Source organism: Burkholderia sp. A2 (assembly GCF_001729305.1).
Classification (GTDB): domain Bacteria; phylum Pseudomonadota; class Gammaproteobacteria; order Burkholderiales; family Burkholderiaceae; genus Burkholderia; species Burkholderia sola.
Map to the genome: position 1 here is coordinate 510 of NZ_LZXX01000064.1, position 489 is coordinate 998.

1 pseudogene is annotated in these 489 nt (G+C 69.1%); it reads right to left on the minus strand.

Annotated features, from left to right (window positions below):
• Positions 1-486: pseudogene (locus A9Z05_RS05450) on the minus strand (alpha/beta hydrolase-fold protein); the annotation flags it as partial.
• Between the last annotated feature and the right edge of the window lie 3 nt (positions 487-489).

Here is a 489-nt window from a genome sequence, read left to right on the forward strand (position 1 = left end):
AGCGTCAGCGGCTGGCCGGCCTTCGCGCACGCGGCTTCGAACACGTCGGGGTTCAGCTGGTTCGCGAGGAACTGATCGGCGAGCCCCTGATCGACGAGGATGCCGTCCGCGAACTTCGGCGCATCGGCGCGTGCGACCAGCTCGCTCGCGTCATGTGCCTTCCACGTCTCGCGATCGGCGCCGAGGTAGCCGGAGAACGCCTTCTCGCCCCACGGGCAGCGCGTCGGCGCGGCGCGGGCTCGTATCGGGCATCACGAGCGCGATACCGTGCTGCGCCGCGTACTGCTGCGCGCCGCCCTTGATCGCGAACGTCTCGTCGGTGCACGTGAGTCCCGCGAGATAGAACAGCGCCGGCACGCGGCCGTGCGCGGCCTGCGGCGGCAGGTACACCGAAAACTTCATCGGCAGGCCGATGGCCGCCGAATCGTGACGGTAGAAACGCTGCTCGCCGCCGTGGCATGCGTGCGCTGAAACGAGTTCGAGCATGGT